The 25,812-nt window shown below is 37.3% G+C and carries 18 protein-coding genes; 2 read left to right on the forward strand and 16 right to left on the reverse strand.

Annotated features, from left to right (window positions below; genetic code table 11):
- Positions 1–159: 159 nt before the first annotated feature.
- The 5 genes from DRF60_RS19145 to tsf all read right to left on the reverse strand — a co-directional run bounded on the left by DRF60_RS19145 (position 160) and on the right by tsf (position 11,565).
- On the reverse strand, positions 160–948 hold the full coding sequence (locus DRF60_RS19145) for a hypothetical protein (protein WP_116014557.1): 789 nt from the start codon (positions 946–948) through the stop codon (positions 160–162).
- A 161-nt stretch (positions 949–1,109) separates the two neighbouring features.
- Positions 1,110–4,502: a T9SS type B sorting domain-containing protein gene (locus DRF60_RS19150; protein WP_167443748.1), complete on the reverse strand. Its 3,393-nt coding sequence runs from the start codon at positions 4,500–4,502 to the stop codon at positions 1,110–1,112.
- A 114-nt stretch (positions 4,503–4,616) separates the two neighbouring features.
- Positions 4,617–7,460, reverse strand: a complete 2,844-nt coding sequence (locus DRF60_RS19155) for a T9SS type B sorting domain-containing protein (protein WP_116014561.1) — start codon at positions 7,458–7,460, stop codon at positions 4,617–4,619.
- Positions 7,461–7,597: 137 nt separating this feature from the next.
- Complete coding sequence (locus DRF60_RS19160) at positions 7,598–10,453, reverse strand: T9SS type B sorting domain-containing protein (RefSeq protein ID WP_116014564.1); 2,856 nt, start codon at positions 10,451–10,453, stop codon at positions 7,598–7,600.
- Between the two features lie 284 nt (positions 10,454–10,737).
- Complete coding sequence (gene tsf / locus DRF60_RS19165; protein WP_111955588.1) at positions 10,738–11,565, reverse strand: translation elongation factor Ts; 828 nt, start codon at positions 11,563–11,565, stop codon at positions 10,738–10,740.
- A 144-nt stretch (positions 11,566–11,709) separates the two neighbouring features.
- Between tsf and DRF60_RS19170 the strand changes: the two genes are divergently transcribed.
- On the forward strand, positions 11,710–12,456 hold the full coding sequence (locus DRF60_RS19170; RefSeq protein WP_116014566.1) for a DUF6759 domain-containing protein: 747 nt from the start codon (positions 11,710–11,712) through the stop codon (positions 12,454–12,456).
- A 63-nt stretch (positions 12,457–12,519) separates the two neighbouring features.
- On the opposite strand, the gene DRF60_RS19175 is transcribed toward DRF60_RS19170, so the two are convergent.
- From DRF60_RS19175 to DRF60_RS19205, 7 genes are all read right to left on the reverse strand, one after another.
- The gene (locus DRF60_RS19175) at positions 12,520–13,476 is read right to left on the reverse strand and encodes an acetyl-CoA carboxylase carboxyltransferase subunit alpha (protein WP_116014568.1); all 957 of its coding nucleotides are present in this window, start codon (positions 13,474–13,476) and stop codon (positions 12,520–12,522) included.
- A gap of 48 nt (positions 13,477–13,524) precedes the next feature.
- On the reverse strand, positions 13,525–15,252 hold the full coding sequence (gltX, locus tag DRF60_RS19180; RefSeq protein WP_116014571.1) for a glutamate--tRNA ligase: 1,728 nt from the start codon (positions 15,250–15,252) through the stop codon (positions 13,525–13,527).
- A 245-nt stretch (positions 15,253–15,497) separates the two neighbouring features.
- Positions 15,498–16,406: a glycosyltransferase family 2 protein gene (locus tag DRF60_RS19185; protein ID WP_116014573.1), complete on the reverse strand. Its 909-nt coding sequence runs from the start codon at positions 16,404–16,406 to the stop codon at positions 15,498–15,500.
- A 400-nt stretch (positions 16,407–16,806) separates the two neighbouring features.
- Positions 16,807–17,268, reverse strand: coding sequence for an N-acetyltransferase (locus tag DRF60_RS19190; protein WP_116014576.1), 462 nt, complete (start codon positions 17,266–17,268; stop codon positions 16,807–16,809).
- The gene (locus tag DRF60_RS19195) at positions 17,265–18,485 is read right to left on the reverse strand and encodes a glycosyltransferase family 61 protein (protein ID WP_116014578.1); all 1,221 of its coding nucleotides are present in this window, start codon (positions 18,483–18,485) and stop codon (positions 17,265–17,267) included. The genes DRF60_RS19190 and DRF60_RS19195 overlap by 4 nt, the downstream gene beginning before the upstream one ends.
- A gap of 65 nt (positions 18,486–18,550) precedes the next feature.
- On the reverse strand, positions 18,551–19,738 hold the full coding sequence (locus DRF60_RS19200; protein ID WP_116014581.1) for a glycosyltransferase family 4 protein: 1,188 nt from the start codon (positions 19,736–19,738) through the stop codon (positions 18,551–18,553).
- Positions 19,735–20,712, reverse strand: coding sequence for a glycosyltransferase family protein (locus DRF60_RS19205; protein WP_116014584.1), 978 nt, complete (start codon positions 20,710–20,712; stop codon positions 19,735–19,737). Before DRF60_RS19205 ends, DRF60_RS19200 begins: the two co-directional genes overlap by 4 nt.
- A gap of 59 nt (positions 20,713–20,771) precedes the next feature.
- Between DRF60_RS19205 and DRF60_RS19210 the strand changes: the two genes are divergently transcribed.
- Positions 20,772–21,851: a glycosyltransferase family 4 protein gene (locus DRF60_RS19210; protein WP_116014596.1), complete on the forward strand. Its 1,080-nt coding sequence runs from the start codon at positions 20,772–20,774 to the stop codon at positions 21,849–21,851.
- Here DRF60_RS19210 and DRF60_RS19215 read toward each other — a convergent pair.
- The 4 genes from DRF60_RS19215 to DRF60_RS19230 all read right to left on the reverse strand — a co-directional run.
- Positions 21,848–22,591 carry a polysaccharide deacetylase family protein gene (locus DRF60_RS19215; protein ID WP_116014586.1) on the reverse strand — a complete coding sequence of 248 codons (744 nt, stop codon included), beginning with the start codon at positions 22,589–22,591 and terminating at the stop codon, positions 21,848–21,850. The two genes, DRF60_RS19210 and DRF60_RS19215, sit on opposite strands and share 4 nt — an antisense overlap.
- A gap of 389 nt (positions 22,592–22,980) precedes the next feature.
- The gene (locus DRF60_RS19220; protein ID WP_116014589.1) at positions 22,981–23,736 is read right to left on the reverse strand and encodes a glycosyltransferase family 2 protein; all 756 of its coding nucleotides are present in this window, start codon (positions 23,734–23,736) and stop codon (positions 22,981–22,983) included.
- The gene (rocD, locus tag DRF60_RS19225) at positions 23,736–24,983 is read right to left on the reverse strand and encodes an ornithine--oxo-acid transaminase (protein WP_116014591.1); all 1,248 of its coding nucleotides are present in this window, start codon (positions 24,981–24,983) and stop codon (positions 23,736–23,738) included. Before rocD ends, DRF60_RS19220 begins: the two co-directional genes overlap by 1 nt.
- 223 nt (positions 24,984–25,206) lie before the next feature.
- The coding region (locus DRF60_RS19230) for a hypothetical protein (protein WP_238640247.1) at positions 25,207–25,812 on the reverse strand (606 nt) is incomplete at its 5' end.

Below are 25,812 nucleotides of genomic sequence, written 5' to 3' on the forward strand. Positions count from 1 at the left end.
ATTTGTGTTTTGGTCAATTAGTTTATTACAATAACGGAATACTCTTGTTTTTATTTTAGATACGTAATTGTGAGATAAAATTAAACATATTTTTAATTAAAAAAAGAAATGTATATCATAAATTATTAAACAGTAAACATTTCTTAAAAATATAAAAGCTTATTTAATTACTTCCTGAAGATTAGAAGTTTTAAGTCTTTTCTGGTAGATAGGCAGATACTTTTCAATTGGAATTTTTATCGCCTCAAAATTACCGGCCAGGACATAGGCTTCAATATTTTCTGAAGTATAAACAAACTGAAGAAAATTATCAATAAGATTGTCAGGAATTTTAAACTTGGCAAAATAATCTTTACCGAGATAATTCTTAATCTGGGCCACAGAATTATTCATCCTTTCATAGGCCATATAACGCTGTTTTTTCTTTCTGTCGCCCGAAAGGATATCATAGATGCTTTCCAGGCTGAAAGTAAGTCCGCCGTCTCTTAATCCGGCAACCGGAAGTTCGGGAGGGGTCCCGTCACCTTTTGGCTCAGGCAGTCCAATCACTTTTTTGATAGCCAGTCCTTTGTCTTCTTTTCTGATAGAATTTACATCGTACCTAAGATTCCCTGTAGGCTTGAACCTGCTCAATACAATTTCCTGGATCTCGTAATAAGCAATTTTCAATTCAATTAAATTTTTCTGCTGCATCATCTGGGGAGTAAGCTTTACATCTTTTCGTTCTGTGACGATAGAAGTAAAACGGATCACATCTCCGGGAACGGCAGGTATATTATAAGTACCGTTATAATCAGTAAGTACCGTTTTCTGGGTATTCAGATTGGTTACGTAAACCTGGTTAAGATACAAGATCGAGTTGTCTCTTAAAAATACCTCTCCGGAATATGTCTGTGCATTGATTTTTGCCAGAAAAATCAGCATCAAAAGGGTAATTAGCTTCTTCATATAATTAGGGCAAAATTACGTAGAAATACGGCAATTTATACCTATTAAGATAGTGATTACAGGTTAAAGTTATATTAAACTTTAATACTTAACTGTTAATGAATGTTATAAATAATCATAAATAAAAACGATATCATGAAATTTGAACTAAAATCATTTCGTTATTTACGCTTTACCAGCAGCCAGCTTGTATATTTTATAGGAATAGAGGTGCCAAATTCTGTCCAGGATATGAAATACCAGTAGGTAGCGGTTGGTACAGGCCTTCCGCCCATGGTTCCGTCCCAGGTATATCGGTTGCTTGGGCTTCCTCTGAAGATTTCTGCCCCATAACGGTCAAATATTCTGAATTCCAGGTTCGTATTACTCATTAAAGCGGAATAGTCTATCACATCATTGTGTCCGTCACTGTTAGGAGTAATGGTATTGATGAGATTGATGATGGCAAATGCTTTTTCTACTTCACCACACAGCTTAGAGTCTCTTACAAAGACCTTGTGAGCTCCCCTTGGCACATTGTTGAAAACATTTGAGCTCTGCCAGCTTACTCCGTCCAGAGAATATTCATATGGAGGTACACCGCCGCTTACACCCACCGTTACTGTAGATCCGTTGATTTCAAGAGAGGTAATAACTGGAAGAGTTGATTCTATAACGTTAACATATTGTTTATAAACACAACCATTGAATGTAAGCTCTACCCAATAGCTTCCTACAGTAACATTGGAAATAGAAGGAGAAGTCGCTCCTGTACTCCAGAGGTACTTTTCAAACCCGGGGCCAGCATCTAATGTAGTGGTAGTTTTCAGACAGATAATCTTGTCTTTTAAGATATCAGATTTCTTAGGGGCTTTAACGGTGATTTTAATAGATCCAACTTCAGGACAGATACCATTTTTCTCAAACCTGATATAGAAGGTCTGAGTACCTGTAATATTAACGGTTGCTGATATAGGATTAGTGTCATTCTGAGCATCAGCTAAACTTCCATGGAAGGTATAGGTTACATTCGGGTCTGCCGTAAACTGGGGAATAAACTGTACAAGATCAACCGCCTTTATTCCGTCAAGATCATCATCACAAATGCTTGTTACTGCTGCAGGTGTTAATAAAGGAATACGGGCTCCTATGCTGAACTGTAAAGGTTTTACAACGACAGCACAGCCGTCCGGGGATTCAACTCTAATGTAAATGGTTGTTGTAGCTGTATAGCTCCAGTTATTAGGAAGAGTATTGTTGTTTCCTGCATTAGCATCTGCAAGGGATGCATAATATTTTACGTTGGTAAAGTAACCGGGATTATTCAGTACGATGCCTGTTATACTGGACAGGGTAATGGTGACTGTTCCATCCATATTGTCGTCACAGAAAATACCGTTATAATTGTTTTGCACAATAGCCAGATTATATAAAGAAAGGGTGATCTGGGCAATACTTTTACAGCCCAGATTATTTTTTACTACAGCATATACAATAGTGCCGTCCGGGGCGGTATAGGCATTGGTCGATGTGATAAGAGCTCCCGGGTTTTCCGTCTGGGCATCTGCCAAGGTAGGGTAGTAGGTAATAGCTACCGGTGAGTTATTGGTTACATTGGCGGATGTAAGGTTAAAAGTTCCCTGCCCATTAATATTACAGGCGTATAATGTAACATTTGTTACGATAAGGGACAGAACATTGACGGTAACGGTTACTGTTTCACAGTCAGTAAAAATAGGATCATCTCCGCAGAAAGTATAGGTAAAAGTATCTGTCCCTGTACTTCCTGGAGTATTAACAGTATAAGTAATGATTCCGGTTACAGGATCGATTACAGCCGTTCCCAGTGTAGGAGCATTGACAATAGCGACTGTAGAGGGGACAGGTGTTTGTGCAGAGCTGGTGAATGCAGGGGTTATAGTTTTTGTGTTGCAGACATTGAAGGATGATGTAGTCAGTTTAGTACAATTCAGTACTTTAAACTGTTCTGTCACTAAGGGCGCACATTTTCCCATCGTTACAGAACATGTATAAAATCCAGACTGTGTGGGGCTAATGGACGATCCTGTGGCTCCAGGAATAAGGGTTCCGTTTACATACCACTGATAGGTATCATAAATTATAGGGTCCACCGTAAGTACGATGCCGGGAGCACAGCCTCCTCCTGAGCTTAAAATAACAGGCTGCGTAGGAAAACCTGCAAAAAAACCTCCATATCCTACAGCATTACTTCCTGCATTGATTCCTGCAGTAATTGCTTTGTCAGAAACTATAGTAATTGTCCCGGTAACATTGGGAATACCATAGGTAACCCAGTTGGCTGTGCCCGTCATGTCAAATGGACCGGTTGTTGCCGGTGGAACAGCACCGTTTACCGTAACATTAGCTCCTTTTTCTGTAATAAGATTCAGTTTTGTCGGAATATTAAGGGTTCCCGAAGGGTTAGCATTTGAATGAACAAAGTTTTCATCAATAAAACCTAATTCATTAATCTGTTTGGGAAGATAACAGTTCAGTGCCGGAATAAAATTGAACCCGCCGGTTGCTACCTCACTCCCTGAAACGGAATCCCCCGCAAGAATCTGATAGACATAGGCATTTTTAGATGTTTTAAGGTAAAGATTATAATGGACCCCCGCCTGAAGTTTATACTTTGAATCAGGAATAATAAAATACTGTCCTGTATTTAGCGTGGTAAGAGGAAGGATTTCGTCGTTAACAAAGATCTTTGTATTGTCCTCGGTAGCAATGACAATGGCTCCCTCCATATTGGACCCGATTCTGCCGTTCCCTTTCACTAAAGCAAACTCACTTCCGAGTCTTTCAACAGGAACAGCCTGGTCCATTAAAATATCTGAGCTTGAAGGATAGTTCCCCGCATACTGACCATTGAAATTTCCATTGGTGATATTCACCGGCTTACTGGAAGTTATTTTCGCACCAATGAAACCATCAGTGTTTGCTGTACCTATACCCTCTATAATGTATGACTGCCCTTTATTGAGGGTAAAAGTCATGGTGGGGTTTGTAGCACCTGTGGTTCCGTTTGAAAACTGTACCGTTGGCTTATACCCGGAGACTGTAACTGTTGTATTATCCTCAGTTGCAAGAACGCTGGTCATAAAGTTTAAGATGATATTACTGACAGTAATTGGAGCATTTGCAGCATAAAAGTTTTTTCCTGTAGAAGGTATTCCTTTCGAAGTAATGATCTCCGCATGGTTGAATACGGAAAACCTGAGGTTCGCATAAAAAGGGAATTCTGCTTTCAGATATAGTCCTTTCGTTGTAGGAGTGAACAGATCTGCCTGAAGGGTAGTGATAATATACGTTCTTAATACATCAAATTTTTGGGGATTATTTTTACTGATGTTTACAGTGCCGATAAGTACATTGTTATTATAAATGTTTACCGGAAAAGGAGTTGTTCTGTTTGTAGATAGATATAATTTCTGATATGGATTAGGATTTATGCTTCTATCCATCATTGGTGCAAACCAATGTTCCCTATCCAACTGTGCGAAGGTAAAGGTGAAAAAATAAAATATAAACAAAAAAGATAAATTTTTTTTCATTCAGCAGGTGGAGTTTAACACAAATTTAATAATAAAATGGATTGATGCTATGAAAAAGTAATAAAAAAACCGCGATGATAAAATCGCGGTTTGTAGAGCTATATTTTTCAGTGTTTATTCTCTGCTTTTGACAAGAATCCATCCTGTATATTTTACAGCAGTCTGTTTACCAGCAGGTTCATTCCAGTGGATCTCAAACCAGTAATTTCCGGTAGGAACCCTTTTGCTTCCGCCTAAAGTTCCGTTCCATTTATAGCCGTTTGATTTATCTCCCTGAAATATTTTGCTTCCATATCGGTCAAAAATTGTGAATCTCAAATCCTTTTTGCCTGATAATAATGAATAGTCGAGAACATCATTTACCCCGTCCTCATTAGGGGTAATAGCATTGATGAGATTAGGAATAGTAATTTCTACTTTTATTGGATCGCAGTTATAACTATCTTTTACATATACTGTAGATATTCCTCTGGCCACATCTGTGAATATATTGGCATCCTGCCATTGAAGGTTATCCAGTGAGTATTGATATGGTGGGGTTCCGCCTATTGCATACACGGTAACTGTGGTGCTCGAAATTTCGATATTTGATACAACCGGCTGTTCTGAAGCATATACCTTCACAGTCTGAAGCGTTACACAGTCCCCAGTCTTCAATTTCACCCAATAGCTTCCTACACCAACATTCTGGATGGCCTGCGTTGTAGCACCCGTACTCCATTCGTAACCGTTGAAGCCAGGACCGGCATCCAGTGTTGTTTTATCCTCTATACAAATGATCTTATCAACAAGAACAGTAGAGTTTACAGGTGGAAGAACGGTAAGTGAAACTTCTGCAATTCTGTAACAGCCATTTGCATTAATTACTTTTACGTAGGCAACTCCTGTAGGAGCGATATAATTTGCCGGGTTTAGTATTTCGTTCGTACTGTTGTCAGCATCCGTTGGAGAAGGATAATACTTTTTGATAACTCCCGGCTGTACAGTTACTGAAGCGTTAGTAAGATTAAATAATCCTGTAGCAGGATTGTCTTCTAAATAACATGCTCTTAATGAAGCATTGTTAACAATTGGGCTTTCGGAAACTGTTAAGTTTAATGTTACTTCCTCGCAATCTGTAAAGTCAGGATTATTACCACAAAATTTATAAACAAATGAATCTGGCCCTACATAGGTATAGGCAGGGGCGTAACTTATTACTCCTGTTGCAGGGTCAACAACCGCATTACCGTTAACAGGTGGTGTAACGATGATTACGCTGCTAGGGACTACAGCCTGTGTAGAGTTTGTAAATGTAGGAACAATCAGCTTAACACCGTCGCAAACCGTTTCGTTCAATGTAGTTTCCGTAAGGCAAGTGAATACTTTATACACTGGAGTAGTTATCGGAGGACATGAGCCTACTGTAATTTTTACAGTATAATTACCCGATTGTGTAGGAATATAAGAATTGGTTACCGCTCCGGTAATGGGGACATCATCTCTATACCACTGATAAGAATCAAAGCTATCATCCACTTCCAGCACAATTCCCGGAATACAGTCGCCGGTCTGTTTGGCAATAACCGGGATAGAGGAGAATCCTGCAAAATATCCACCATAGCCTACCACACCGCTTCCTCCAGAAATTCCTGCCGTTACAGCTTTTGAAGAGGTAATTGTTACGTTTCCTGTAACGTTCGGTACAGAATAAGATACCCATGATGAAGTTCCTGACACAGGATATGGTCCCTGAGCAGCGGGAGGGGCAACTCCGTTGACGGTGACTGCAGCTCCTGTTTCTGTCAGGATATTTAATTTAACATTGTTGGTTGTAGGAGGAAGGATGTTAATATTCCCTATTTCATCTATTCTTCTTGGAAGGTAGCAGTTCAATGGTGGAATATAATTGAATCCGATTGTAGCATTACTCGTTGCAACACCTGCCAATAGCTGGTACACATAAACATTTTTTGTTGTTTTAATGTACATATTGTAGTGGTTATTACCCTGATTAATGTAATTGGTATTGGATAGCTTATTCACCCTGTAGCTTTCCCCTTCACTCAGTGTTACTACCGGTGTTGCACCATTGTTAATGAATACCTGTGTACCGCCTTCAGTAGCAACAATCAAGGCATCCTCCATTCTTTCACTGATATCCCCGTTTCCTTTTACAAGGACGAATTCATTTCCCAGTCTGTCTGTAGGTACGGATTGGTCCATGACAATATCTGCTCCATCAAAAAAACTACCCGGCGGAATAATGGCAAACTGGCCGTTGAAATTGCCGTTGGTCACGGAAATAGGTTTATCGGCTTCTATTTTAGCACCGATAAAGCCTTCCTTGTTTCCTGGTTTATCACCAACTCCTTCAATAATATAAGACTGGCCTTTATTAAGGGTGAATGTCAGAGATGGATTGGTGACACCAGTCCATCCATTGGTAAATATAACATCTGGAGAGTAGTCCGAAACAGTAACAGTAGTATTATCTTCTGTAGCCATCACGCCGGTAGTAAAGTTCAGCGCAACGATAGGGTTTTCTATGGGAGAAACTACCGCATAAAACTTTTTGCCGATCCCTGCTTTTCCTTTAGATGTCAGAATTTCTCCATGGCTGCTTACAGAAAATCTCAAAGTTACAAAATAAGGTTTTGTTCCTTTTGTATATATTCCTTTGCTTACCGGAACGAAAAGTTCAGAAGTATTACCGGTGATAATGCTTCCCAAAGGAATAGTAAATGTCTGGGGGGCTCCTTTGGAAACGGTTACCGTTCCTAACAAGGTATTATTACTATAAATTTCTACAGGAAAAGGGGTAGTAGAGTCTGTAGAGAAATACAATGCCTGTTGTGGACTCGTAAGATTTGTACTTCGGGCTGCCATAGGAGCAAACCAATGCTCCGTATCCCTCTGCCCAAAAAGTGAGTTAGCTGTTGTGAACAGGAAGAGAAAAGTGAGTAAAAAATATTTCATTTATTAGGAATTTAGGATTGTCGCAAAAATAAGAGAATATTTAATGTGAAATTGTAAAATATTTAAAAAAAAATGATTTTGTATCAGAAAAAAACCGCGATTTCAAATCGCGGTTAATTATTATTGTTTAAAATAGCCTATTCGATGTTTTTAACTAAAATCCATCCGGTGTAGTGAATAGGAGTTTTCTCTTTGTTGGTTTCATTCCAGTTGATGTGATACCAGTAAGTTCCTGTTACCAGTTTTTTGTCATAATGTTTCCCGTCCCACTTGTAATTATTGAATTTATTTCCGGTAAATATCATATTTCCATATCTGTCATAAATTACAAAAGAAAGGTTTTCTTTATAAGCTAATTCGCTATAGTCAATAAAGTCATTTTTATTATCACCGTTAGGAGTAATGGCATTTAATAAATTTGGAATAGTTACTTCCACTGATGTAGGATTACAATTGTAAGTGTCTTTTACATAAAAAGTATGCTGACCTCTTGTAAGTCCTGTGAATACGTTAGAATCCTGCCAGTTAGATGGTGAATCCACCGCATATTTGTATGGGGTTTTTCCTCCATTTACAACTACTGTGGCTGTAGTATTAGAAATTTCGATCTTGGTGATTACCGGATCTTCAGCTTTTCTTACTCTTACAATCTGTGGCAGTGAACATCCGTTTTTGCCCAGAATTACAGAATATTCTCCAATACCCACATTTTGAATAGAAGATGTTGTAGCTCCGGTATTCCATAGATACGAATCATAACCAGGACCTGCATCCAGATCTGTTGTGGCGTCCGCACAGATAAACTGGTCAACAAGTATTGGTGATTTTTTTATAGGAAGAGCAATCAGCTGAATTTTTGCATTCGCTGTACATCCTTCGTTAGTTGTAACTTTTACATACACAAATCCTCCGGTAGACGGATAGTTCTGAGGAGCTGTGATTTCGTTAGTTCCTGCAGTAAGATCGGCCAATGTAGGATAATATTTTTTAACCACTGCATTATAGTCAGTAACGCTGGCTTTAGTAAGATCAAAATAAGCATAAGGATCTACGTCATACTGGCATGCTGAGATTATTGCATCTCTTACTACGAATGGTACTACAGTAAGGTTTAAAGTAACCTGTTCACAGTCTATAAATTCAGTAGCATTACCACAGAATTTATAGACGATCTGATCCGGGCCATAATAGTTGGTAGTAGGAGTGTAGGTGATGGTTCCGTTTGAATTTATTACAGCTGTACCATGTGCTGGTGGAGTAATAATCACCAGTGTACCGGGTACAGGAGTCTGTGTTGAGGATGTGAACGCCGGTGTAATTACCTTTGTAGAACATGCATTTAGTGTTTGTGTAGTAAGTTTTAAACAGGTAAATACCTTATAGATTGGGGTCGTAACAGGTGGACATGTACCCATTGTTACTTTTACCGTATAGTTTCCGGAAGTTGTTGGTGAGAACGTATTGGATGTTGCCCCCGCGATAGCTGTTCCGTTCAGGAACCACTGGTAGCCTTCATAACTGTCATCCACCTCAAGAACAATGCCGGGAGCACATTCTCCGGAACGTTTTGCAATTACCGGAATTGATGAGAATCCTGCAAAATAACCACCGTATCCTACTGCCCCACTTCCTGCAGAAATACCTGCTGTAACCGCTTTTGTAGAAATAACAGTAACATTTCCTGTAATATTAGGAACAGAATAAGATACCCATGCTGTAGTTCCTGTTACAGTAAAGGGACCTTGTGCAGCTGGAAGTGGAGTTCCATTTACGGTAACCGTTGCTCCTGTCTCGGTAAGTATGTTTAGTTTCACGTTTTTCGTACCACTGGAAGAAGTTTCAGGAAGTTGATTAATCAATCCTATCTCATCGATTTTTTTTGGCAGAAAACAGTTCAAAGGCGGAATATAATTGAATCCTTCTGTTGCAGTACTGTTCGGAAGACCAGCCAAAAGCTGATATACATATGCATTCTTAGAAGTTTTGATGTGCATATTGAAGTGTGAGTTTCCCTGATCAATATATGGGAATACATAGGTATTATTTGGTCCTTGGCCTACTCTTACCCATTCTCCTTCATTCAGGGTCTGGATGGGAGTAGTAGATCCGTTAAGAAAAACTTGAGTATCATTTTCAGTTGCGATAATCAGTGCGTCTTCATCTCCGTCATTGTTGTCTCCGTTTCCTTTTACAAGAACGAACTCATTTCCTAGTCTGTCTACAGGAACGGATTGGTCCATAATAATATCGGAGCCACCGGACCCTGCACTTGGGGGAAGGGCAAACTGTCCGTTAAAGTTACCGTTTGTTACCGATATAGGTTTATCGGCTTCTATTTTTGCTCCAATAAAGCCTGTGGCATTGTCTCCGGTATTGTCCCGTCCCTCAATGATATAGGCTTGTCCTTTATTAAGGGTAAATGACATAGTGGGAGTGGTGGTTCCTGTAGTTCCGTTTGTAAACTGCACTCCCGGGGTATATCCTGAAACCGTAACCGTGGTATTGTCTTCAGTAGCTAAAACTCCGGTTGTAAAATTTATGAAAGTAATAGACTGACCAGTCATCGGGGTAGTAGCTGCATAGAATTTTTTTCCAATACCTGCCTTTCCCTTGGAAGTTAATATTTCCCCGTGGCTGGTAACACTAAATCTGAAATTTACATAATATGGCTTTGTTCCTTTAGTGTAAATTCCTTTACCAACTGGTGTGAACATTTCTGTGGGCTGATTGGTAATCATCGTAGCCGTTGTTATGTCAAATGTTTTTGGATCACCTTTCATGATAGTTACTGTTCCTATCAGTATATTGTTACTGTATATTTCTACAGGGAAAGGAGTGGTGGAATCCGTAGAAAAATACAAGGCCTGTTTAGGACTGTTGAGTGCGGTAGGTTTAGCTGCCATAGGGGCAAACCAATGCTCCGTATCTCTTTGTGCAAATAGCGTGTTAATTGATAAAAGAACTAATACTAAGCTGAGTAGAAATCTTTTCATATGTGTGGAATTAGGATTTCTACAAATTTAAAATAATATTTGAAATAGTGTTAAATAAATATAACAAAAGTTAAAAATTATTCATGATTTTTAATTAAAAGCCATCCGGGATATGAAACTGGTAATCTCGTATCAGGCTCTGCCCGGGCGAATGAGCATGCTTGGAAAGATTTTCTTACGTTTAATTTTCGTCTTATGTATAATTCTTATCGGCTGATGTGGTACCACCACATAAAAAATCCCGGTAAATTTTACCGGGATCTGTATTATTCTTTGAAAGATGATTAAGCCAAGCTTACTCTTACAAAACCTGTTACTTTAAGGTCTGCATTTACAGATTTTACATAGTCAGCTACAGAAATAGAGCTGTCTTTGATAAAATCCTGGTGTACCAAAGTGTTGTCTTTGTAGAATCTCTGCATTTTACCTTTCAGGATATTATCGATAATGTTTGCAGGCTTACCTTCTTCAGTAAGTTTATGTCTTTCGATTTCCAATTCTTTGTCGATAGTTTCCTGAGAAACTCTGGTTTCGTCAAGAGCGATTGGGTTCATTGCAGCAGCCTGCATAGAAACAGCTTTAGCCACTTCGTCAGCTCCGTCTACCTTAGCAGAAAGTGCAGTTATAGCAGCGATTTTGTTTCCAGCGTGGATGTAAGCTCCCAGGTAAGGCCCTTCAATTCTTTCGAATGCTCCGATCTCAATTTTCTCACCGATAACTCCTGTCTGCTCGATTAATTTATCAGCAACAGTAAGTCCGTGGAAGTCTGTAGCCAAAAGTTCTTCTTTAGTAGCTGCGAAAATAGCCATTTCAGCTAATTCGTAAGCAAGCTCGATGAAAGCTTCATTTTTAGCAACGAAGTCAGTTTCGCAGTTTAGAGAGATGATCACACCTAAAGTGTTATCCTCGTTTACTCTGGCGATTACTGCACCTTCAGAAGATTCTCTGTCAGCTCTGTTTGCAGCAACTTTCTGTCCTTTTTTTCTAAGGATATCTACTGCTTTTTCGAAGTCTCCTTCTGCTTCAACTAAAGCTTTCTTGCAGTCCATCATACCTGCACCTGTTTGGTTTCTTAATTTTGCTACGTCTGCAGCAGCTGGTGTATAAGACATAATATGTATTATTTTTTTATTTAAGATTAGTATTAATTTTTAGCTTAATTTTAAAGCAGTGCAAAGATAATGATTTTAATGATAAACTAAAAAATGACTTTTCACGTTATTGATATATTTAATACTATTTTAAAGACTTGGTTAATGAAAAAAATCTTTCTACTTATATTTCTATGCATTTTTACCTTAGGTTTCTCTCAAAAAAAGAAGAAATCAAAATCCAAAGCTGTTGTAGAAAAAGAAACGGTAATCATCTATACAGAGCAGGATGCCGAAGCTTCTAAAGAGGCCAGAGTGATCGCCGGTTTTCTGAAACAAAACCCTGGACATGCCAAAACTGATTATTTTAAAAGAAAATTGATTGAAATGATTATGGCCGATAATTCTCCTGAAGCCAAACCTACGATTAAGCCGATCAGTAAAGAGAAAATAGAAAAAATTGTTCAGAATAATGAGCTTAACAGCGGTAAAGTGATAGCAGCCAATAAAACATCTGCTGAAAATAAGAACACGGATAAGGTAAATGATGCCATAAAGGCTTTGAAAGAAGAGAGACTGGCAAGCGTGGGTTCCGCCAAAACTGCCGGGGTTGCCAAATCAGAACCTAATGAAGCCCATAAAAAAACTGCAGCAATGCTTACCCATATTTTTAATAATGATATGAATAAGAATGAGGCTTATATCAATATCAAGAACAGGTCAAGCTGTAATCTGATCGTAAAAATAAGCGGAAAAAAATATTATAACCTGAGTGTTCCTGCCAAAGGACAGAATTTTATACTTATAGATAAAGGGGAATATGTACTGACCACCATGGTGTGTGATGCAAAGTATTCTTCAATCAAGAAAGTTACTCAGGATATTGAAATTGCACTCAACGTAGCTGATTAAGATTAATTAAAACTGAACTATAATAAAAAACGGTTAAGAAATTTTTTCTTAACCGTTTTTATTTTATCCTTTAAACTGTCCCATTGCAATGAATTTCTCCTGTCTCTGGGTTTCAAGTTCCTGTCCTGAGAATTTTGAAAAAGCTTTGATATTCTGTAAAATTGAATTTTTCAGATTCAGGTAAGCCGTTTCTGGGTCGTACTGGGCACCTCCTAGCGGCTCCTCAATAATACCGTCGATGAATTTTTCTCTTAAAGCATCTTTTGGGGTAAGATTTAATGCATTGGCTGCATCTTCCTTGTGATCCCAGTTTCTCCATAGAATAGAAGAACAGCTTTCCGGTGCAATTACAGTGTACCATGTGTTTTCAAGCATGTATACTTTATTTCCGACTCCTATTCCCAAAGCTCCGCCACTTGCTCCTTCCCCGATGATATAAGTGAAAATGGGTGTTTTAAGCTGAACCATTTCGAAGATATTTCTGGCAATTGCTTCTCCCTGACCTCTTTCTTCAGCTTCTAATCCCGGATAAGCTCCCGGTGTATCTACTAAAGTCACTACAGGGATTTTGAATTTTTCAGCAAGCTTCATTAGTCGTAAAGCTTTTCTGTATCCTTCAGGATTTGGCATTCCGAATCTTCTGTACTGTCTTTCTTTGGTTGTTCTCCCTTTCTGGGTTCCTATGATCATTACTTTCTGGCCGTCCAATGTAGCCAGACCGCCAATCATTGCAGGGTCATCTGCGAAATTTCTGTCTCCGTGAAGTTCCAGAAAACTTCCTTTATCTACCATACCGTTGATATAGTCAATTGTATAAGGACGATCAGGATGACGGGATAGTTGTACTCTCTGCCAAGGGGTAAGATTTTCGTAGATTTCTTTTTTCTTTTCCAAAATCTTATCCTCAATCTGGCTGCATGCTAATTTTACATCAACACCACTTTCTTCTCCTACTAAAGAACAAGTCTGAAGTTGATCCATCAGATCTTTTATAGGAAGTTCGAAACTTAAATATTCCATTTCTTGAAGTAAATTAAATCTTTCAAATTTATGAAAAATTATGAAAAACTATTTAAAATTATTGATAGCGTTGTTTATTCGGGAGGTACTTTCCTCTTTTCCAATTAGTTCCATGATATCCGGAACATCCGGGCCTTTCAGTTCTCCTACTAAAGCCAAACGCAGCGGCATCATCACTTTTCCCATCCCCAGGCCTTTGTTTTCCGCAAAATCATGGACTGCCTGCTTCAGTATTTCTGAGGTGAATTCAGTAGTTGCAAGATTTTTGGCTAATTCCCCTAAAACAGCAGATGTTTCTTCGTTCCAGGCTTTTTTTGATGCTTTTTCATCATAAGAAACAGGAGCTTCAAAGAAAAACTTTCCGTTTTCGTAAATATCTTTCGGGAAGATAGCTCTTTCTTTCATCAAACCGATGATCTTTATCAGTTTTTCATCGGAAACACCGGAAAGGTCAAGATCTGTATTCTTTAACAACTGAAGAAGTTCATCTTCAGACGTCATCTGGATATACTGATGGTTGAACCATTCTGATTTTTCCTTGCTGAATCTGGCACCTGCTTTATGTACTTTATGAAGATCGAATTCTTTACCCATTTCTTCCAGTGAGAGGATTTCTTTATCATTTGCAGGAGTCCAGCCTAACAGGGCAACCATATTGATGAATGCATCAGGAAGATATCCGTTTTCTCTGTATCCTTTAGAAACAGCTCCTGTTGAAGGATCTTTGAAGTCCAGCGGAAATACGGGGAATCCAAACTTGTCACCGTCTCTTTTGCTTAGCTTTCCGGAAAGTCCTTTTTTTAAAAACTGCTTTACAGAAGCCATTAAAGGATTATCTTTATCATTTTCGCCCAGCATTGATTTAAATCTCGGGCTTTTTACTTCTGTAAAGAATGACTTAATCAGCGCTGCCGATTCATCAAGAGAAAACTGGCTGTTTTTCAGGATAAATTCTTCTGCAAAAGATTTTGTGATGCTGTCAATATTATCTTTATTAATTAAGGTTGATATATCAGGTTTTAAGATCAATGAAAGGTGAGCAAACTGAGGCGCTTCCCAGCCCATAGCTTCGTATAATAAAGTATGAAGGCCTAAGGACGGCAGCCATTCTTCTCCACGGATCACATGGGAAATTTCCATTTCGTGGTCATCGATGATGTTGGCGAAATGATAAGTTGGCATTCCGTCGTTCTTTACAAGAACTTTATCGTCCAGTGTATTGGTATTCACGGAAGAATTTCCGCGGATGATATCCTGAAGGTTTAATGTCCTGTCAACCGGCATTTTGAATCTCACCACGTAAGGTGTTTTTTCATCCAGTAATTGCTGAACTTCCTCTTCAGAAAGGGCAATGCTGTTTCTCAGTCGGTTTCTTGTTTTGTTGTCATAAGAGAAAACATTTCCTTCCGCTTCAAACTCAGCACGGATGGCATCCAGCTCCTCAGGGGTATCAAAAGCGATGTAGGCATAATCTGTTTTCAGGATCTGCTCCGTATATCTGTCGTAGATGTCCCTTCTTTCAGACTGTCTGTAAGGTGCAAATTTTCCTCCTTTCTTAGGACTTTCATCTGGAATGATTCCGCACCATTCTAAAGCTTCTTCGATATAGTTTTCAGCTCCTTCTACATATCTCGCCGTATCTGTATCTTCTATTCGAAGTACAAATTCACCACCCTGGTTTTTGGCAAAAAGATAATCATATAATGCGGTTCTTACGCCTCCCAAATGCAAAGGTCCGGTAGGACTTGGAGCAAAACGAACTCTTACTTTCTCCATTTCAATAAAAATTTTGGTGCAAATTTACTTAAAATTACCTGAGTTCAGGTTAAGAAAATTAAGATTAAAAGGCCGGAAGTTTGGAAGAGGAGAGGGAGGAAGTCATTTTTGAGCGAATAATTTCTTACAGTTATCGTAAAATTCAATTAAAATAGTTTAAGAAAATTAATAAAATAGTGTACCATTGTTCTTTAGGGACCACAGTAGCTTCAATCTTCCAGACTTCAGGCTTCCATCTTTTTTATTTATTTTTTAAGCATCAGCAGTTTAAAGAATAGAACAGGGTTTTTATACTTAATTCTGTACTTTTCTTTTTTCCATTCCGTTTGCAGTCTTTTTTTCTCAGATTCTGAATCTGTTTCGGATAAAAGGATTTCATACTTGAAATGAATGAGCTTCAGTTGGTATTTTTTATAAAGTTCTTTGTCGGCTTTGATGTAATTGAGGTATTTATGAGTTACTTTTTCGTAAGAATCTTTCATCAGCTTCCAGTTTCTGGAAAGGCTGGTGGAAAGAATCCGGTAGTAGAAGAGTTTTTTATCAATAAAACCTATTTTGTATCCTTTGGACGTTAATCTCAGATTCATATCCCAGTCCTCAGTATTGATGTTTTCATCAAACGGATATTTCACGAGAAGCTCTCTTTTTACAAATGTTCCTACATTGGCCGTTTTGTTTTCCGAAACATTTTCATGGAAAAAATTATTAAGGCTGTCTATGACCTGCTTTTTTTCTTTCGGAGTATAGGCATCTGTCATTTTATCATCAGACTGGTAATATTTATAACCGTCTGAAAGAATGAAGTCTACAGGATTTCTCTCAATATACGATACTTTTTCTGAAAGATGGTCTTCCGTAAACCAGTCATCTCCCGAAAGTATGGAAATATACTCTCCTGAAGCATTGGAAATTGCAGTGTTAATGTTTTTGGCTACGCCGAAGCTCTCGGTATTCCTGATAATTTTGTAATGTTTGTCAAACGTTGAAAGTGCCCGTTCTGCATTGTCAAATGTTCTGTCTTTCGAAGCATTATCCAAAAGAATAATTTCATAATTGGGGTAGGTCTGCGAGATAGCGGACAAGCATGCCTGCTCAATGAACTTTTCATGGTTCATAGTGATGATGATAAGGCTTACAAGCGGCGGGTTATTCATTGTTTAAAGATACTGATTTTTACTATAATTAGGTGCCGAATCCATATTTGTCATATATTTTTAGTTGCAATAAGTATTTTTATTTCTTTCATGAATTCATTTTAAATACAGTGTTACCCAATGGTCGAGAGTATACTTATTATAAACTTCTTCAGATGGTTTTTCGTGTGGAGTATGAAAAAAATCGTTTTATGTTATGGGATTTTTATTCAGTACCAGAATATTGAGGATTATAAAAATCGTAGGCTTTAATGGTTGGATTATCCGGGATGATTTTTTTGCCATGGCTTCAAATATCCTGAAATTAGGTATGTCCGATCAGAACGTATGAGGTAAAAGACAACTTCAGTAGTCTTGTACTAGGCATTCAGCGCATGGTGAGGTGTTTTTATTCCGAACTTTAAACCTTAATGTTTTGTTTTTTTGCCGGATTTCCAAACCAGGTTTCTCCGGCAGGTACATCTTTTGTCACAACACTTCCTGCTCCTACCACTGCGTTCTCATGGATGGTAATTCCTGGAAGTATGGTTGCATTTGCTCCAATAGAGGCTCCTTTTTTGACAGTGGTTTTTAGTAAAGTGAAGTTTTTATTTTTTGATACAGGGTTTTTATCATTGGTAAAAGTTACATTGGGGCCAATAAAAACATCATCCTCAATAGAAATCCCATCCCATATCTGTACACCCGGTTTTATAGTGACATTATTTCCAATATAAACATTATTTTCTATGAAAACATTATAGTTGATATTACAATTTTCACCTATTACGGCATCGGAAAGCACAACACAGTATTGCCAGATCATTGTATTCTCACCAATAGATTGGCTCAGGACTTCTGCAGTAGGATGTATCTTTATCATAAGTTTAAAAGTTGTTTTAGTTCATTTGAGAAAATTTCAGGATCCAACTTATAATCTTCATGAAAATCTTTACTTGTCTGTGGATAAATATAAAAGTGTAAATCGAGTCCTATTTCTTTTGCTAAAGTAGAGAAAATAGCGAAATCTCCCCAAACCGAACTCAGCCAAATTAGTGCTTTGGCTTCCGGATTTGTAAAAAGGATATTCGTCCATGCTGCTCCTGTTGGCCCTATGATATAATCAGCTTTATTAACTAGGTAGATCTGCTCGTGGATATTAAGGTCTTCAAAGAAAACTTCTTCAAACCCATATTTTTTTGCTGTTTCAAAAATTTCCTGATCATTATATTTCCTGTACTGGGACCTTCTTGAAATAAATACTTTTTTAATAGGTTCGATGCGGACCTTGCTCAAATCCAGATTATCAAAGGCTGTTTTTCTAAGATACTGCAGAGACGATTTTGATAATTTGGCAAATCCGGCTTCATATTTTTCGCCCGGCATGATATTCGGGATGGCATAATTGATGCTTGTGATATGCCACAGTTTTTTGAATTGGTAATAATTTTTATGGTTGCTGAGAAATACAATTTTATAATCCTTTAGAAAAAACATAAGAAGGTCTTTCAGATTTTCAACCTTCTCTACCTCTTCATCTATAATAATCAGCTTATTCTTAGCGTCGGGGATATATTTGAAAAATTCAACTTTAGAAAGAATATCAACCAGAAAATGATAATAATTGAAAGTGAAAGTTCCGGCCAGGAAAATAGCTTCGTCATCATAATACACATTCTTATAATTCTTTACTTTTGCAAGGGTAATGGAATGCTGTATTAAATTGGTCGTATTATATACGTAAGTAATCCTGTCATCATCATGCCATCTTTCGTAAAAAATTTTATCCTTTTTCATATTTAAAAAATATGTGGAATTAGGAATACAGAGTACATTTTGAAGCGCAAAAATCTCTACGGCATTTTTAGGTGTTTTTACAGAAACCTGAGGAGCATAAAAAGTTTTGGGAAGAAAAACTTCTACCTCGTGTTTTTCACTGATTTTAATTCTTTCCGTACAGTATTCAGACGGTATAGAATCCAGTGGTAAAAAATCTGTTACGAGCCTTTTTGCCCTTCTGAAAAAAGACTTGATATAATATTTTTTTCTAAGTGCTTTAAGCTGTTTTTCTAAATTTTCAATTTGTTCCTGCGCATTCATATTCTAAAACTTAGGATCAACTGAGAAGTCCGGTAGTTATTTCCGGGATCCATAGATTGTATTTTCTATATGATCTCCTTGTAATAGCTTATGGTTTCATCAACCATTTTATCAATGCCGAATTTTGATTCTATTAATTTCCTTGCATTGACTGATACTCTGTTTCTCAGATCATCGTCTTCAAAAATAAGACTTATCTTTTCATGGAAGTCTTCTTCCCCGGCAATCAGACCGTTTACAGGTTCCTCTATGATTTCTTTAAAGGAATCTATTGCAGAACATATAACAGGTTTCTGTATAGCCATTACCTCAAGCAAAGATAAGCTAAAATTTTCACCTTTGGAGGGAAAGCAGACCACCTCTGCTTTGCTGATCATCTCTACAATTTCCGTCGCCGGCTTATTTCCATAAAAATGAACCGAATTCCGGGTTTCCGTATCGGGAATGTTCTCAGTTATGTAGGCCGGATAATGATTGGGTTTTCCTATGAAATGAAGCGACGCTCCGGGATACTTTTTTTTCAGCTTAACAAAAGAACTGATCAGGGTTTCTGCACCTTTTTCAAAAGAGATATTTCCTAAAAAGAACACAGATTGAGGAATGATTTCCGCATTTTTTACAGGTTTGTAGAATTTTTCATCGATGCCGTTGTAAATCAGTTTCGGGTCCTTGATGCCGAACAGGGCTTTATTAATCGTCTCATTATACTGGGATATGGTAATAATGTTTTCTGAGCTTTTAAAAGCTTCTTTTTCACAGAAAACTCTTCCTTTATGTACTTTTTTGTAGCCGAAATATTTTTCCAGAACAGACCACGAACCGTGGCATCTGATCACATAAGGGATTTCTTTAGGGATAGCAAGGGCAAGGCCGTCAAAGTCATGGGTTTCTGCAATGTCAAAATGAAGACTATTCTTCCTGATCCAGGAATTGATCTGATTAGAAATGTTTTTTTTCTCGGATAAATAGGTCTTAAAATGGAACTGTTCCAGAGCTTTAACTTTTCCTGTAAAAGATCTTAACAGTTCAAGAAGAGGATTGGCCTTGAAAACATCTTTTATTGAATGAATATTTACACCGTCTTCCTCTATATCAAATACATACTTTGAGATCAGAAAAACATACACTGATATTCCTCTCTTTACAAGTTCTGTACATAAGTTTTTATAAAAAACACCTGTCCCGCCTACCTCAGGAGTCCGGAAAGATTTGTATTCCCGGGTTACAATAAGTACATTTTTTATTTCTTTCATGAATTCAGTTTAAATACAGTGTTCACCCAATGGTCTAGAGTATACTTATTATAAACTTCTTCAGGCAGTTTTTCGTATGGCGTAGTGAAAAAATCTTTTTTCAGATTACGGAAATTCTTATCCAGTACTAAAATATTATTCGGATTATAAAAATCATAGTTTTTGATCGTAGGATTATCCGTGATAATTTTCTTTTCCAGAGCCATGGCTTCAAATATCCTGAAACTGAGCCCGGTCTGGTCGGCCCGCATCAGGTCGAGGATAACTTTAGTATTCTTATAATAGGCGGGCAGTACGTGATGAGGTATCTTTTTTCTTCCGAACTTTAAAATATCAATATTCTTCTTATCAATGATCTGGTTCAGTTTATTTTTCCAGCCCTTTTTACCTACCATATAGACCTCGAATTTTATTTTCATGGGATGTATACGGTTGATTAACATATTTAGGGCAGAAAGTCTTTTTTGATCATAAGATGTGATGTAGAACATATCCAGCTTCGGACGCTGCTTGGCAGCCGGAATATAGTCGAGGTAATTGTAATTGGTGATCTTTTCGAATCCGAAGTTTTTCACATCTTCATCATCAAAAGAAAATACTGTGTCAAAATAATGCAGAAGATGTGTTGCCGGGTTCCGGGCCATACTGTCATACAGATAGGCAATGTTCCGGTCTGTATATTCTCTGATTTTCTGGTGGATACTTTCGTCAATAGCCTCAGGATTGATGACCAGGATCTGATCCTGCCGTCCTATTTTTTCCAGAGACTCCAGTATGAAACTTTGTCTTTTGTGATATTTTGGATTCTTGCCCAGAAAAATCTTGCTGAACGTATTTTTTATACGTTCTCCGGTGTTTTTGTGGGTAAAAGCTCCGATGTTGATGTGGCATGCTTCAATGCCTTTATCACTCAGTTTTTCCACTATGTGTTCATCATAATGCCAGAAATCGAAGCTGATTAAACAAATTTTCATACTGCAAAAATAAAAATTTCATATTTAAATTTATATTTTTGATGAAAAGCCTGACCGGAATGAAAAAGAAAATCCTTATTGATGCAGAAAGATTGAAGTACCCGAAGTCGGGAATTGCCAACGTATGTGTTTCATTAATAAAGGGTCTGGACGATAAAGTCTCTGATTTTGAGTATGTTTTCTACGGACCAAAAAAAAATATTCCGCAGACGAAAAAAAGTTTTAATATTATCGACTGGAAGTTTTGGCAGAAGAATTTTCCTATAAATACTCAATCTTATTCCCTGGTTCATACAGCTCATCAGCTTTCCCAATATTTTCATACGGTAAAAGGAGGGCAGAAAAAGGTAGCAACGCTTCACGATCTTAATTTTCTTCACGATGGAAGTATGGAACGAAAAGTGAAAAAATACACAAAACTGGTTCAGAAAAATATAGGTAATGCAGATGCCATTGTTTGTATCTCAGAATTTGTAAAAGAAGATTTTCTTAAGAACAGAAAACTTTTTACTTTAAAAAATGACGTTAAAATAAAAGTAATCTATAATGGGCTGATTTTTCCGGAAACCACAGAGTTCATTTCTAAGAACAGTTATGATTTCGTAGGGAAGAAATATATTTTAAATATCGGAGTGCTTTTCCCTAAAAAGAATCAGGAAGTACTTTTGGATCTTATTTCAAAAAATGACAGGCATCTTGTATTGGTAACTTCATCTGCGAAATCTGCCTATAAAGAGAAATTTCTAGAGAAAATAAAAACCCTGGGACTGGAAAATAAAGTGCACATTCTGGAAAACATAAATAATAACGAAAAATATTTTCTTCTTCAGCATTGCGAATCCTATTGTCATCCTTCATTAGCAGAGGGCTTTGGAATTCCTCCTGTGGAAGCTATGTATTTTGGGAAACCTGTTTTTTTAAGCAAATTAACTAGTCTTCCTGAAATTGGAGGAGATCTGGCTTTTTATTTTGATGATTTTTCAGCGGAGCATATGCAGCAGGTTTATGCATCCGGAATGCAGACTTATGGTTCTAATAAGGATGAATATGCTTTACAGTTAAAGCAGAGGGCTTTAAAGTTCGGTTATCTTGAAATGGCCGGAGCTTATGAAAAACTTTACAGTGAGCTGCTGAATTAAAGTTTAATCTTTCCGAGCCTTAATTTCCACTTAAATACATTGAAACTGTCACCTCCTCTGATATCAATTCTTTTAATCTCAAATTTATTTTTCCAGGGATAATAGTCGATATTGTTACCGATACGTACTGCAGAAATAATTCCTGCTTTTTCGAGTATGGAGAAAAATTCTTTTTTTTGTTCCCCTTTTTTAGGGAACTTACCGTAAGGATAGGCGAGTACTTTGGTAAAAGGGATTGACTTTTCCTCCAGGGTGCGCATATTTTTATAAATATCATCTGCTGCTTCCTGCAGTGAGATCTGTGAATAGTTCTTATGGGAGTGGCTATGAAGCGCAATTTCAATAACTTCAGGATTGAGGGATCTGATCTCATCAAATGTCATCATCTCGCGGTTTTCATCCGTTTCTTTTTCCGGAATAAGCTCGGTTGGAATGAAGATTGTGGCTTTCAAGCGATATTTTTCCAACAAAGGAACCAGGTACTGAAGATTGTTGAGGTAGCCATCATCAAAAGTAAGAATGAGTTTGTGCTTCAGCTGACAGTTGGCCTTGAGGTCGTTAAAAAATAAAGTGTTATAATTATTTTTAATGTATTTAAACTGCTGCTCCAGGTTTTCTGTTGAAACAGTCAGCAAATCTTTGCCGAAAATTTTTTTCTCCGGCAGAACTTTATGATACATGAGGATCCGGACACTTTCTGTACCTGAAAATCCGAGTGTCCTTTTGATAAATCTGAGCATGGTTATCTGAATGTATAAACCGTATGTTTTATGGTGATCTCTATAAAATTATTTACGGGTTATACAATTTTATGTTTTATTATTGACTAACTCACTGATTGAATAGTATAAGTCTACAAAAAGAGAGATCTGTTACAAAATTCAAAATTAATTAAAATATTGAATGCACGAGCTTAAAAATACATTAAAATAAGATGTAAACTGTCGAACAATTGATTTGCAAAATTGAATAAGAAGTATTATATAAGGACAGCAAAGGTATCAACAGGGATCATCTGGCTATTTATGACCAAAATTGCATCGGATAATCAAATGTATAGAATAAAAGAAAGATAGCATCTGGCTGCAATACAATTGAGCCGGCTGTTATTATTTTAATCCGAAGATTATTATTTGAATTTATAGATTTCGTTAATTTTTATATATTTCAGAAAGGTGTAAAATGCTCCGGTGATTGAGATATAAAATCCGGCAACACCATCCAGGAAGCCCAGCTTAAAAAAATAGGTTTTCATAAAGTCATAGAATGGAGAAAAGATGATCTTAAAAAGAGATACTGATTTTCCGTTCAAAACCTTTTTTTCTGCCATCAGCTGTGTATAATTATTGATCTTTTCAATATGATGGGCAATACTTTTATAGGTGTAGTGATCGATATTTCCCGGAAGTCTACCTTTTTTATCTTGTGTAATAAAGCATTCATGCACCAGATCGTCAGAGTATTTTCCGTGGCCTTTTCTGAAGAATCTTTCTCTCCAAACATTGCCCCAGCCGCCATATTTTATGGTTTTCTTCAGCAGGATATTGTTGAAATGAATCTCATAAACGTTATAAGAAGGATTGGAGCTGGTTAAAATTTCTTTAATAGCATTTACAGCAGTTTTATCCGGAACTTCATCGGAGTCCAAAAACAGTATCCATTCTCCGGAAGCTTCGGACAGGGTATAGTTTTTCTGACAGCCGAAGCCTTGAAATTTTTTTCTGATAAATTTTACCTTCGGAAACCCCGTACAGATTTCCTCTGTTTTATCTGTGGAAAAAGAATCAACGACTATAATCTCATCAGCGATCTCATAGATGCTGCTGATACTTTTTTCAATGACTCTTTCTCCATTTAAAACAATATAACAGACTGATAACTTCATTAACGAAATTCTGTAATAGTTTTTTCAATGATTCTGACACAGTCTAAAAGCTGCTCTTCTGTAATAACCAAAGGTGGTGCCAATCTGATGATATTTCCGTGGGTAGGCTTAGCTAAAAGTCCATTTTCTTTTAACTGCAGACATAAATCCCATGCTGTAGAGCTGTCCGGAGTGTCATTAATCAAAATAGCATTCAAAAGGCCTTTTCCTCTTACTTTGGTAATAAGACTGTTTTTTTCGATAATCTTCTGGATCTCAGCTCTGAAAAGCTGGCCTAACTGTTCTGCTCTTTCAGACAGTTTTTCATCGGCAACCACATCTAAAGCAGCTACTGCCACAGCGCATGCAATAGGATTTCCTCCGAATGTAGAACCATGCTGTCCAGGTTTGATAACATTCATAATACTGTCATTAGCCAATACTGCAGAAACAGGATACATTCCTCCGGAAAGGGCTTTTCCTAAAATAAGGATATCAGGCTGTACATTTTCATGATGGCAGGCAATCAGCTGTCCTGTTCTTGCAATACCTGTTTGTACCTCATCTGCAATGAAGAGTACGTTATGTTTTTTACATAATTCGGAAGCATTTTTCAGGAAACCTTCATCCGGTACGTAAACACCGGCTTCACCCTGGATAGGCTCCACTAAAAATGCAGCAATATTTCCTGCTTCTCTGTTCAATACTTCTTCTAATGCAGTAATATCATTGTAAGGGATTTTTATGAATCCCGGTGTGAAAGGTCCATAGTTCTGGTTAGCATCGGGATCATTGGAGAAAGAAACGATTGTAGTTGTTCTTCCGTGGAAGTTATTTTCGCATACGATGATCTTAGCTGCATTCTCTAAAATTCCTTTTATTTCATAGCTCCATTTTCTGGCTAATTTTACTGCTGTTTCTACAGCTTCAGCTCCGGAATTCATAGGAAGCACTTTATCAAATCCGAAAAGAGAAGTGATTTTTTGTTCGTACTCGCCTAATTTTGAATTGTAGAATGCTCTGGATGTCAGGGCTAATTTCTGTGCCTGACCTACTAAAGCTGCAACGATTTTAGGGTGGGAATGTCCCTGGTTCACAGCAGAATATGCTGAAAGAAAGTCATAATATTTTTTGCCTTCCACATCCCATACAAATACGCCTTCTCCGCGGTCAAGAACCACAGGAAGAGGATGATAATTGTGCGCTCCGTGCTTTTCTTCAAGGTCAATAAAATACTGTGAGTTTTTTGCTGTTGCTGCTGTTGACATATGTTTTGGTTTTGGGCAAATTTAAGGATTATTAATGAGATGGCTGAACAAAAACGTAATACGGTACACGTTGGGATTTAAAGTGTATTTTCGGGCTATGTAATGCTGTTTTAGAAAATATTTCTTTTCTGATATGAGGGTGTAGTTTTTATATCTTTCGGGAAGGGTTTTGTATTATTTTAAAAAGGTGCTTTTGTTATGCTTTTCCTTTCCTGACGAAAGATTATTGATATTCAATTTCCTGAATCCTTTCGCTTATTTTTCCTTCGTTATTTGAAGTAATGTTGGATACAATATTATTCTGATGATCATAGATGAGACTGTTTTTTGTTGTTCTGCCTGTTTTATCCGGAAAGACGATGGCTGTTTCGATCGTATTTTCTTTTGCATCAAATTTGTTGAGGAGTGTATTTTGAATTTTTCCATTCCTTTTGGTAATGACGGTATCAGGCTTATCACTTAAAGCCCGGAACTGATATTCCGTGACATCAATCTCTTTCGGGTTGTCTGTAGAAAAGCTTTTGGTCTGTACAATCTGATTATTTTTATTGTATTTACATTCTATCACCAGGCTTGTAGATTTAACGGATTTGATGATGAAATTCTCAGAATTATAATAAAAGGTTTCCTCTTCATCTATTTCATCCTTATTTTCTTCATATCTTCCATAACTGACCCTTTTAACAAGCTTATTCTGATCATCATAGGTAAAAACCTGTTTCGCTGTATCGGTATTGTTTGTTATGCTGTCAAGCTTGCTATTGCTGTAATGATAATATGAAGTTTCCATTTCTTCTTTTTCTCCCTCCCGATACAGTTCTCTCTTTGT

Origin of the sequence: Chryseobacterium elymi (assembly GCF_003385495.1) — a bacterium.
Classification (GTDB): domain Bacteria; phylum Bacteroidota; class Bacteroidia; order Flavobacteriales; family Weeksellaceae; genus Chryseobacterium; species Chryseobacterium elymi.